The 10,718-nt window shown below is 68.0% G+C and carries 11 protein-coding genes; 9 read left to right on the forward strand and 2 right to left on the reverse strand.

All coding sequences use genetic code 11. The features are described 5' to 3' along the window. Positions 1–4 precede the first annotated feature (4 nt). On the reverse strand, positions 5–715 hold the full coding sequence (gene phoU, locus ACI3KS_RS06255; protein WP_404916313.1) for a phosphate signaling complex protein PhoU: 711 nt from the start codon (positions 713–715) through the stop codon (positions 5–7). A gap of 219 nt (positions 716–934) precedes the next feature. On the opposite strand from phoU, the gene ACI3KS_RS06260 reads away from it, so the two are divergent. Continuing rightward, entirely contained in the window at positions 935–2,164 is a 1,230-nt protein-coding gene (locus ACI3KS_RS06260) for a sensor histidine kinase (protein WP_404916315.1), read from the forward strand. Continuing rightward, the gene (locus ACI3KS_RS06265; protein ID WP_404916318.1) at positions 2,161–2,844 is read left to right on the forward strand and encodes a response regulator; all 684 of its coding nucleotides are present in this window, start codon (positions 2,161–2,163) and stop codon (positions 2,842–2,844) included. Before ACI3KS_RS06260 ends, ACI3KS_RS06265 begins: the two co-directional genes overlap by 4 nt. Before the next feature lie 96 nt (positions 2,845–2,940). On the opposite strand, the gene ACI3KS_RS06270 is transcribed toward ACI3KS_RS06265, so the two are convergent. Continuing rightward, a complete protein-coding gene (locus tag ACI3KS_RS06270) occupies positions 2,941–3,414 on the reverse strand; it encodes a DNA modification methylase (RefSeq protein ID WP_404916321.1) in 474 nt (157 codons plus the stop codon). Positions 3,415–3,549: 135 nt separating this feature from the next. On the opposite strand from ACI3KS_RS06270, the gene ACI3KS_RS06275 reads away from it, so the two are divergent. From ACI3KS_RS06275 to ACI3KS_RS06305, 7 genes are all read left to right on the forward strand, one after another. After that, positions 3,550–4,032, forward strand: coding sequence for a CarD family transcriptional regulator (locus ACI3KS_RS06275; RefSeq protein ID WP_404916323.1), 483 nt, complete (start codon positions 3,550–3,552; stop codon positions 4,030–4,032). 67 nt (positions 4,033–4,099) lie between these two features. Next, positions 4,100–5,305: a 2-C-methyl-D-erythritol 4-phosphate cytidylyltransferase gene (gene ispD / locus ACI3KS_RS06280; protein WP_404916325.1), complete on the forward strand. Its 1,206-nt coding sequence runs from the start codon at positions 4,100–4,102 to the stop codon at positions 5,303–5,305. 39 nt (positions 5,306–5,344) lie between these two features. Then, positions 5,345–5,935, forward strand: a complete 591-nt coding sequence (locus ACI3KS_RS06285) for a short chain dehydrogenase (protein WP_404916327.1) — start codon at positions 5,345–5,347, stop codon at positions 5,933–5,935. Between the two features lie 63 nt (positions 5,936–5,998). Next, positions 5,999–7,408, forward strand: a complete 1,410-nt coding sequence (cysS, locus tag ACI3KS_RS06290; RefSeq protein WP_404916329.1) for a cysteine--tRNA ligase — start codon at positions 5,999–6,001, stop codon at positions 7,406–7,408. Further along, positions 7,401–8,408 (forward strand): 23S rRNA (guanosine(2251)-2'-O)-methyltransferase RlmB, encoded by a 1,008-nt coding sequence (gene rlmB, locus ACI3KS_RS06295; protein WP_404916331.1) that lies wholly within the window; start codon positions 7,401–7,403, stop codon positions 8,406–8,408. Before cysS ends, rlmB begins: the two co-directional genes overlap by 8 nt. A 16-nt stretch (positions 8,409–8,424) precedes the next feature. After that, on the forward strand, positions 8,425–9,066 hold the full coding sequence (locus ACI3KS_RS06300; protein WP_404916333.1) for an NAD(P)-dependent oxidoreductase: 642 nt from the start codon (positions 8,425–8,427) through the stop codon (positions 9,064–9,066). A 187-nt stretch (positions 9,067–9,253) separates the two neighbouring features. Next, positions 9,254–10,718, forward strand: a 1,465-nt coding sequence (locus ACI3KS_RS06305; protein WP_404916335.1) for a VaFE repeat-containing surface-anchored protein, incomplete at its 3' end; no start/stop codon positions are given.

Raw genomic sequence — 10,718 nt, forward strand, 5'->3', positions numbered from 1 at the left:
TGGCTCAGGCGTGCCCGTGCTCCTGCTGCTCGGCCTCCTGCTGCTCGACCGCGTGCGCGATGTCCTCCTCGTCGACGTGCCAATCGCCCGTCGCGAGGTAGACGACCTTCTTGGCGACGGCGACCGCGTGGTCGGCGAAGCGCTCGTGGTAGCGGCTGGCCAGCGTGGCATCGACCGTCGCGGTCGCCTCGCCCTTCCAGTTGTCGCTGAGCACCTTCTCGAACACGCTGGCGTGCAGCTCGTCGATGTCGTCGTCGGTGTTGCGGATGGTGTCGGCGAGACGCAGATCCTGCGTGCGCAGAAGCTCGGCGAGCGTCCGCGAGATCTCGACGTCGAGCTCGCCCATGCGGGTGAAGGTGCCCTTGAGGCCCTTCGGGATGGCGCGCTCCGGGAAGCGCAGACGGGCGAGCTGCGCGATGTGCTCGGACATGTCGCCCATGCGCTCGAGCGACGCGCTCACGCGCAGGGCGCTCACGACGATGCGCAGGTCGCGGGCGACGGGCTGCTGGCGGGCGAGGATCTCGATCGCCTGCTCGTCGAGGGTGACCGCGAGCTCGTCGATCTTGGCGTCATCGGCGATGACCTCTTCGGCGAGGGCGACGTCGCTCGTCGCGAACGCCCGCGTGGCCTTGTCGATCGAGATCGTGACGAGGTCGGCGATCTCCACGAGGCGGGACTGCAGGTCCTCGAGGGACTGGTGGAAGACTTCGCGCATGGTGAGCGCAACCTTTCATTCGGTTCCCGACGGGTGTCGTCGGTGCGAGACGCAGGACGTCCGCGCGAGAGAAGAGGGCCCCGCCGTGCGCAGGCCCTCAGCGATTCTGAGTGCCGAAGGTTAACGAACGGTGCCCAGAACGTGAATAGTACTTCTCCGTCTGCCGTCGTCGCCTGAAACCGCGCCGAACCGGCGGTGAACGCACTCTACGCTGGAGTCATGACCTTGCCGCAGATCGCGTTGCTGGCGCTCGCCGTCGGGCTCGCGATCGGCGTCGGACTCTCGCTCCTCGTGGTCTGGGCGTACCGCGCACGCGCACGCGTCGCCGAAGAGACGTCCACCATCGTCCCCGAAGGGGTCACCGACGTTCTCGGCAGCATGGACGACGCCGCCTGCGTCGTCGACACCTCCGGACTCGTGCTCGCCGCATCGCAGGCAGCGGCGCGCTTCGGGCTCGACGTCGGTTCGACGCTCGATAACGTCGAGCTCCGTCAGCTCGTCCGGGGCGTCCGCAGCAGCGGGAGCACCGCGACCGAGTCGTTGCGCATGACCCGAGGGGGCCTCAGTCTGGACCCTCGTCTCGTCTCCGCGCGCGCGAGTGTGATCAGCCCTCGAATGGTGCTCGTGATCATCCGCGACGTCACGGAGCAGGAGCGGCTGGACCAGATGCGACGTGACTTCGTCGCCAACACCTCTCATGAGTTGAAGACCCCGGTCGGTGCGGTGACGCTGCTCGCCGAGGCCATCGAGTCCGCGGCGGATGACCCCGCGCAGGTGCGGATCTTCGCTGCACGGATCTCGGCCGAGGCGTCTCGTCTCGGCCAGCTCACCGGCCGCATCATGAGCTTGTCGCGGCTGCAGGCCGACGACGGTCTGGGCGATGTGCGTCCCGTGTCGATCGACGAGGTGATCGCGTCGTCGATCGAGGCCCATGTGGTTCAGGCGGATTCCGCCGGCGTCGACCTCGCTCGCGGTGGCGATCGCGGTGTCTGGGTGCGCGGAGACGCGCAGATCCTCATCGAGGCCGTCGGCAACCTGCTCACCAACGCGATCGTGTACTCGCCCAAGGGCTCTCGTGTCGGCGTCGGTGTGCGGGCGGACGGCGACATCGTCGAGATCGCGGTCTCGGATCAGGGCATCGGTATCGCCGAGGCCGACCGGGAGCGCATCTTCGAGCGCTTCTATCGCGCGGACGAAGCGCGCTCCCGCCGCACCGGAGGAACCGGCCTCGGTCTCTCGATCGTCAAGCACGCCACACAGCGTCACGGCGGCGAGGTGCTGCTGTGGTCTCGTCCGGGTCGCGGATCCACGTTCACCATCCGCCTTCCCCGCATCGACTCCCCGGTCGTCGATGACGGCAAGAAGGCGAAGAAGCGCAAGAAGAAGCGCGAACGGAAGGCCGCCAAGGCCACCACAGCCGTTCCCGCCCGAAATGGAGACACCGCATGACCCGCATCCTTCTCGTCGAGGACGAACCCGATCTCGCCGATCCGCTCGCGTATCTGCTGCGCCGCGAGGGCTACGAGGTCGAGATCGCCGAGGACGGCCCCGGCGCGCTGACCGCGTTCCGCGAGCGCGGAGCCGACATCGTCCTGCTCGACCTCATGCTGCCCGGGATGCCGGGAACCGAGGTGTGCCGTCAGATCCGATCGACCTCGGCCGTGCCGATCATCATGCTCACCGCCAAGGACTCCGAGGTCGACATCGTGGTCGGCCTCGAGCTCGGCGCCGACGACTACATCACCAAGCCCTACTCCTCTCGCGAGCTGCTCGCCCGAATGCGGGCCGTGCTCCGCCGGGTCGTCCAGGCCGAGAGCGAACTCGACGAGCGCGTGCTCGACGGCGGGCGGGTCTCGCTCGACATCGATCGCCACACGGTGTCGGTCGACGGGCAGCAGATCAACATGCCGCTCAAGGAGTTCGAGCTGCTCGAGGTGCTCATGCGCAACTCCGGTCGCGTGCTGACCCGCGGACAACTCATCGACCGGGTCTGGGGCAGCGACTACTTCGGCGACACCAAGACGCTCGACGTGCACATCAAGCGCATCCGCTCCCGCATCGAGCTGAACCCCGGCGAGCCGGTCATGCTCGTCACCGTGCGAGGACTCGGCTACCGGTTCGAGGGCTGAGCGCGTCTTCCGCGCCGAGAGTCGCGAGAGACCGGGCGGAGAACGACGAGAGGCCGGCACCCATCGGGGTGCCGGCCTCTCGTCGTCTCAGAGGGATCAGTCCTCTTCGGGGACGAGATCCTTGTAGTAGGAGAGCGAACCGTCGAGCACCGGGACCTCGGCCTTGGCGCCGGTGGTCTCGCCCGACTGGAAGTGCATCTCGATCGTGGCACCGGGCTGCGTGTCGAGGTCGACGATGCGCAGCGGCTCCTCGTCGGCACCGAGGCTGATGCGACCGTTCGCGGGGATCGTCACCGTGAACGGGTCGAAGCCGTCGATGCTGATGGTGAGGGTCTCGCGCTCGCCGGTCTGGTTCACGAGGGCGGCGACGAAGTTCCCGACCGAGCCGTCCTCGTTCGCCACGATGAACGCGTTGCGCACGACGATCGGACCGGACTCGTCGGAGACGTTGACGCCGTCCGACGCGGAGTAGTTGATGGTCGTCGCCTGCGGGGAGATGAACGTGCACCCCGTCGCGCCGAGAAGTACGAGGGCGCTGAGGGCTGCAGACGCAACAAGGCGCGATTTCACGGGTCCTCCTGAGGTCCGACGGGATATCCGCGTCCATTCTACGGGTACGCGAGGGGCGGTCCGGGGACAGGGCGGCGCACACCTTAGCGCATTCTGCCTGTGGTATCCTTGAGGTTGCCGAAAGGACAAGTTTTTATGCTTTTTGAGGTTGGCGAAACCGTCGTCTATCCCCACCATGGCGCTGCGACCATCATCGAGGTCAAGGAGCGCATCATCAAGGGTGAGGCGAAGAAGTACCTGAAGCTCAACGTGACTCAGGGCGACCTGATCATCGAGGTGCCCGCCGAGAACGTCGACCTGGTCGGCGTCCGCGATGTGATCGGCAAGGAGGGGCTCGATCACGTGTTCGAGGTGCTGCGTGCACCGTTCACCGAAGAGCCCACCAACTGGTCGCGTCGGTACAAGGCGAACCTCGAGAAGCTCGCGTCGGGCGATGTGATCAAGGTCAGCGAGGTCGTGCGCGACCTGTGGCGCCGCGATCAGGACCGCGGCCTCTCGGCTGGCGAGAAGCGGATGCTGGCCAAGGCTCGCCAGATCCTCATCTCGGAGCTGGCCCTGGCCGAGAAGATCGACGAGGACAAGGCGGGCGGCCTGCTCGACGAGGTCCTCGCCTCCTGACACCCTTTCCACGAGAAGGCGGATGCTGCGGCATCCGCCTTTTTCGTGCGCCCGGTAGCGTGGTCGCATGCTCCCCGTTCCGCGCACCGCGATCATCGTCGTCGCCGCAGGCTCCGGCACCCGGCTCTCCGGCGGCGCTCCCAAGGCGTTCGTCGGCATCGACTCCCGCTCGATCCTGCGCCACGCGCTCGACGGGGTCTTCGCCGCTGCCCCGGCACAGGTCGTCGTCGTCGCGCCCGCGGGGTTCGAGGGGGATGCCGAGTCCGAGCTGCTCGCCGCGGCGGCGGATCGCGCAGAGCTCGGACGTGTCGTGACCGGGGGAGGGACCCGGCAGGAATCGGTCGCCGCCGGACTCGCCGCGTTGTGGGGCGATGTCGAGGTGGTGCTCGTCCATGACGCTGCCCGTGCCCTCACACCGCCCGCGGTGATCGATGCCATCGCCGGTGCGGTGACCCGCGAGAGCGGAGTGATCCCGACGCTGCCGGTGGTCGACACGCTCAAGCGAGTCACGGATCGGGAGGTGCTCACGGCCGTCGACCGTTCGGAACTGGCCGCCGCACAGACACCGCAGGGCTTCCCCCGCGCGCTGCTCGAAGCCGCCTACGCGTCGGCACGCGAATCCGGCATCGAGTACACCGACGATGCTGCGCTGTTCGCGGCCGCAGGTCACGTCGTCACCCGCATCGACGGCTCGGAACGCGGCTTCAAGATCACGACCCCCTCCGATCTCGAGCGCGCGCGGCTGCTCCTGGGCAGGCGCGATGCGGTGGTGACGCCGGCGATCACGGGACCGGCGGTCCCGCTTCCGCTGGTGGGCCTCGGCACCGACGCCCATGCGTTCGGGGGCGAGGGCGTGCTCTGGCTCGCCGGGCTCGAGTGGCCGGGGGAGCAGCCGCTCTCCGGTCATTCCGACGGTGATGCGGTCGCGCATGCGATCGTCGACGCCCTGCTCGGCGCAGCCGGTCTGGGTGACATCGGCGAGCACTTCGGCACCTCGCATCCTGAGTACGCCGGAGCCCACGCCGATGTGTTCCTCGCGCGCACGCGGGAGATCCTCACCGAGGCCGGGTACGCGATCGGCAACGTGTCGGTGCAGTTCCAGGCGAACCGTCCGCGATTCAGCTCGAGGCGGGCCGAGGCGCAGCAGTCGCTCTCGACCGCACTGGGTGGTGCACCTGTGTCGGTGACGGCCACCACGACCGACGGACTCGGCTTCCCCGGCAGGGGAGAGGGGGTCGCTGTCACCGCGGTCGCCCTGATCCACCGGATCTGACCTGCACTCGTTCTGGCACGGACAACAGAGGAGAGAACCATGAAGATCCTGATCATCGGTGCCGGTGGCCACGTCGGCGGAGCCGCGGCATCCGCCCTCGACGCGCATGAGGTCATCCGTGCCTCGCGCAGCGGCGACCACGCGGTCGACGTCTCGGACCCGGAATCGATCGAGCGCCTGTTCACCGACGTCGGCACCGTCGACGCGGTCGTCGTCGCTGTCGGCAGCGTGCCCTTCGCGCCGCTCGCCGACCTCGGCCGCGACGACTACGAGTCGGCGTTCCGCAGCAAGGTGCTCGCTCAGCTCGACGTGGTGCGCCTCGGTGTCGACCGCGTGAGCGACAGAGGCTCGTTCACCCTGACCACCGGCATCCTCGCGCGCGAGCCCATCGCCACCGGGGCGGCCGCATCGCTCGCGAACGGCGCCCTCGAGTCGTACGTCATGGCAGCAGCGACCGAGCTCCCGCGCGGCATCCGCATCAACGCGGTCAGCCCGTCGGTGCTCGAGGACGCGCCGTCGTACTTCTCCGCCTTCCCCGGCTTCGTCCCGGTCTCGACGCACCGGGTCGGACAGGCGTACGTCAAGAGCGTGCTCGGGGTGCAGACCGGACAGGTCTTCCGCGTCGACTGACCATCCAGCGCCTGTCGGGCGCCCGCCCAGGCGTGGACTGCTCTCGCCCGGTAGTCTTGTGCAGTGACTCTCCGCCTCTACGACACCCGCGCACAGCAGCTGCGCGACTTCGTGCCTCTCGACCCCGAGAACATCACGATGTACGTGTGCGGACCCACCGTGCAGTCGGGCCCGCACATCGGGCACGTCCGCGCGGCGCTGAGCTTCGACCTGCTGCGCCGGTGGCTCACCCACCGGTTCGGTCGGGTGACCTTCGTGCGCAACGTCACCGACATCGATGACAAGGTGCTCGCGAACGCGACGGATGCCGAGCCCTGGTGGGCGCTGGCCTATCGCATGGAGCAGGAGTTCACGGCGGCCTACGCCGGCGTCGGCATCCTTCCTCCGACCTACGAGCCGCGGGCGACGGCATCCGTTCCCCAGATGCAGGAGCTCATCGCGACGCTGATCGAGCGCGGGCACGCCTATGCCGCCCCCGACGGCTCGGGAGACGTGTACTTCGACGTGCGCTCGTGGCCCGAGTACGGGTCGCTGACTCATCAGGCGATCGACGACATGGAGGCTGCGGCCGACGCCGATCCTAGGGGCAAGCGGAACCCGCAGGACTTCGCCCTGTGGAAGGGTGCCAAGCCCACGGAGCAGGCGGATGCCGTCTGGCGGTCGCCCTGGGGCGCGGGACGCCCGGGATGGCACATCGAGTGCTCGGCCATGTCGAAGCGCTACCTCGGTGCGGAGTTCGACATCCACGGCGGCGGCCTCGACCTTCGATTCCCGCACCACGAGAACGAACTCGCCCAGTCGACAGCGGCCGGCGACGGGTTCGCCCGGTACTGGGTGCACAACGGTCTCGTGACCGTCGACGGTCAGAAGATGTCGAAGTCGCTCGGTAACTTCACTCTCGCCGCCGATGTGCTGAAGGAGCGCGATCCGCTCGTGGTGCGGTACGCGCTCGCCGCAGCGCACTACAGGTCGAGCCTCGACCTGTCGGAGTCGTCCTGGGACGAGGCCGAAGCGGCGCTCGGGCGCATCCGGACGTTCCTCGAGCGAGGACGCCGTCTGGCCGCCCCGGGGTGGTCGCAGTACAAGGAAGGACTCCCGACGGAGTTCTGGGACGCGATGAACGACGATCTCGCGGTTCCGCGCGCGCTCGCCGCGATCCACAGCAGCGTCCGCTCGGGCAACGCCCTGCTGGATGCGGGCAAGCATGACGAGGCGAAGCAGGACGTGATGGACGTTCTACAGATGACGCGGATCCTCGGCATCGATCCGACCTCGCCCGAGTGGAACCCGACCGGCGACGATGCGACGGCATCCGCTCTGGACGCCCTCGTGCAGGAGATGATCGCGCAGCGCGCCCAGGCGCGCGCTGACAAGGACTGGGCGGCCGCCGATCGCATCCGCGATGCGATCGCCGCCGCAGGAATCACGCTGGAGGACTCTCCGGCAGGAACTCATTGGAGTATTGATGGCTAAGTTCGGAAACCCCTCAGCGGGCAAGGGCAAGAAGAAAGGGCCCACCAAGGGCTCCGGCGGCAAGGGCCGCAGTTCGCTCGAAGGTCGCGGACCCACGCCGAAGGCGGAGGACCGCGCCTGGCACCCGGCGGGCAAGCGCAAGGCCGCAGCCGAGCGGTACGCCGCCGCGGGCGGTCGAGGCAAGCCGGGCGTGCGCCAGACCTCCGGCGGAAACCCGAACCGCACCGCACGCGTGAAGGACAACACCACCGACACCGAGACGGTGACCGGTCGCAATTCGGTGCTCGAGGCGCTGCGCGCGAAGATCCCGGCGACGACCTTCTACATCGCCCAGCGGGTCGAGATGGACGATCGTGTCAAGGAGATGCTGTCGATCGCGACGCACCGCGGAATCCCCGTGCTCGAGGTCACGCGTCAGGAGCTCGACCGCATGGCCGGCTTCGACGGCGTGCATCAGGGCGTCGCGCTCAAGGTTCCGCCGTACGAGTACGCCCACCCGCAGGATCTGCTCGAAGCGGTCATCGACAAGGGCGAGGTGCCCCTGTTCGTGGCTCTCGACGGCATCACCGATCCGCGCAACCTCGGTGCGATCATCCGTTCGACGGCCGCGTTCGGCGGTCACGGCATCATCCTGCCGCAGCGCCGCTCCGCCGGCGTGAACTCCGCGGCCTGGAAGACCAGCGCCGGCGCCGCGGCCCGAGTGCCGGTCGCGCTCGCGTCGAACCTCACCTCGCAGCTCAAGGAGTTCAAGAAGCAGGGTGTCTTCGTGCTCGGACTCGACGGTGACGGCGACGTGCTGCTGCCCGAGCTGCAGCTCGCCGACCGCCCCGTCGTCATCGTGACCGGTTCCGAGGGCAAGGGCCTGTCGCGTCTGGTCGCCGAGACCTGCGACCAGATCGTCTCGATCCCGATCTCCTCGGCGGCTGAATCCCTCAACGCCGGTATCGCGACCTCGGTCGCGCTCTACCAGGTGAATACCATCCGCAACGCAGGCAACTGATCGGGAAGGCATCCTCATGGCACGCATCGTGGTTCTCGGAGGGACCGGCTACGCCGGTCGTCACATCGTCAGCGAGGCGGTGAGCCGCGGCCACGCTGTGATCGCGATCTCGCGCTCGGAGCCGACCGACCCGGTGGCGGGCGCCGCGCACGTGCAGGGTTCCGTGCTCGACATCGCGTCACTCGGCGATGTCTTCGAGGGCGCGGATGCCGTCGTCTCGGCACTCTCGCCCCGCGGTGACATGCAGGATGCGGTGCTCGGCGCTCTCGGCGAGATCGCAGCGAAGCTGACCGGTACCGAGACCCGCCTCGGTGTCGTCGGCGGTGCAGGCGGCAGTCTGGTCGCACCGGGCGGACCTCGGTTGTTCGATCAGGGCTTCCCTGAGGAGTACAAGCACGAGGCGCAGGTCGGCATCGATTCGCTCGCGCTGCTCGAGGCGACGGATGCCGGGCTCGACTGGTTCTTCGTCCACCCGGCAGAGGTGTTCGGCGCCTGGTCCGAGGGCGAGCGCACCGGTCAGTACCGCGATGGCGGTGATGTGATCGTGCGTGACGCCGAGGGCAAGTCGTACATTTCGGGTGCGGATTTCGCGGTCGCCGTGGTCGACGAGATCGAGCAGGGCAACCACCACCGCGAGCGGTTCACCGTCGGGTACTGACTCCCGGTCGATTACGCCATATGCCCGACTTGACCCCCTCTGGGGGTCAGGTCGGGCATATGCGTTGCCGGGCCGATAAAGCCGACCCAGACTCGAACCGCCGGGGCTCGGGGGAGTCCTGTGCTGGGGACTCTGGCGAGTCCTCTCACTCGCGCGTCGGGCGCGCACAGGAGAGGGAAGTTGATCGATGAAGAAGACTGATTCGTTGAGAGCGACGAGATGGGGACGGGCGGCAGCAGCCGTGCTCCTCGCGGTGGCGGCGGTGGTGCCGGCCGCGCTGGCGGTTCCGGCCGCGGCTGATGAGGTGCAGGTCGGAGACTCAGTCTGGGTCGGGCCTGCGCAGGGGTACTCCGGGGCGAGTTTTCATCCGGTGTATTCGCCGATCCCCGCAGACACGAGCAACCCGGGCACGCCGGCGCTCTGGGCCTACTGCATCGAGCAGCCCATCAGCGCTCGCCCCAACGCGGTCGCGACGGTGGGTGACTATTCGAGCTATCTCGGATCGAACTACTTCACGGATCCCGCTGTGCAGGCGAAGGTTTACTGGGTGCTGACCCACTCGTATCCGGCCGTCAGTCTGGATGACCTTGCCGCTGATGCCGGCCTCCCCAGCCTGACCCTCGATGAAGCGACGATGGCGACGCAGTACGCGATCTGGCGCTACACGGACCTCGGCTTCGACGCCGAGTGGAGGCCCTGGGTGGACGAACCGGTGACCTGGGCCAATGCGAGGACGTTGTACTGGCACCTTCTCGACGGTGCCAACGCCGACACGGCAACCGCTCCGCCGGCTTCTGCCGACGTCGAGGTCTCGGTCTCGTCACCGACCAGCCCGGGAACGACCGGATCTGTGTACGGTCCGTTCGTCGTGTCGACCAACCAGGCGACAGTGAGCGTGTCGTCGTCTCCTGCGCTGCCCATCACCGACGCATCCGGCACTCCGATCGATACCGCCGCGGTTGTCAACGGACAGGAGCTGTACCTCGACCTGACCAGCACCACGACGGCAGGCAGTGCGACGATCACGGCCACTGCCAACGGTGCATCAGGAACAGGATTTGTGATCACCACTCCGCGGACGGTCGGCGGAACCGCGACCCCTGCGTCGCACGCGCAGTCACTCGTCCTTGTTGCAGCCGAGGGCGCGACGACGACGGCATCCGCCAGCGGCAACTGGGCGGCCGCGGTTGTTCCCGCGATCGGCACCACCCTGGTGGACAGTGCTGATCAGGACCACAACCTGGTCTGGAACGGCGGCACGGTCGTCGACACGATCGCCTACACCGGCCTCACTCCGGGTCAGCAGTACACCGTCTCCGGTGAACTGATGCTGCAGGCCGATGGCACCGGTACCGGCATCACGGGTACGACGACGTTCACGCCGACGGCATCCGACGGCACGGTCGATGTGACGTTCACGGTACCGACCGGGTACGCCGGCGATGCGCTGGTGGCGTTCGAGTACCTCTACGAGGGAACCAACCTGAGCACTCCTGTGGCGCAGCACGCCGACATCGCCGATGCGGCGCAGACCGTCACGGTCGATGAGCAGCCGGCGGTTCCGACCCTCGGCACCTCGCTGGTGGACAGTGCTGATCAGGACCACAACCTGGTGTGGAACGGTGGCACGGTGATCGACACGATCGCGTACA

Source organism: Microbacterium sp. ZW T5_45 (assembly GCF_044987415.1).
Taxonomy (GTDB): domain Bacteria; phylum Actinomycetota; class Actinomycetes; order Actinomycetales; family Microbacteriaceae; genus Microbacterium.

Coding starts and splice junctions, on each gene's coding strand:
- ACI3KS_RS06265 (WP_404916318.1), top strand. CDS start 2,161: ATGACCCGCATCCTTCTCGTCGAGGACGAACCCGATCTCGCCGATCCG.
- ACI3KS_RS06275 (WP_404916323.1), top strand. CDS start 3,550: ATGCTTTTTGAGGTTGGCGAAACCGTCGTCTATCCCCACCATGGCGCT.
- ACI3KS_RS06260 (WP_404916315.1), top strand. CDS start 935: ATGACCTTGCCGCAGATCGCGTTGCTGGCGCTCGCCGTCGGGCTCGCG.
- rlmB (WP_404916331.1), top strand. CDS start 7,401: ATGGCTAAGTTCGGAAACCCCTCAGCGGGCAAGGGCAAGAAGAAAGGG.
- ispD (WP_404916325.1), top strand. CDS start 4,100: ATGCTCCCCGTTCCGCGCACCGCGATCATCGTCGTCGCCGCAGGCTCC.
- phoU (WP_404916313.1), bottom strand. CDS start 715: ATGCGCGAAGTCTTCCACCAGTCCCTCGAGGACCTGCAGTCCCGCCTC.
- ACI3KS_RS06300 (WP_404916333.1), top strand. CDS start 8,425: ATGGCACGCATCGTGGTTCTCGGAGGGACCGGCTACGCCGGTCGTCAC.
- ACI3KS_RS06285 (WP_404916327.1), top strand. CDS start 5,345: ATGAAGATCCTGATCATCGGTGCCGGTGGCCACGTCGGCGGAGCCGCG.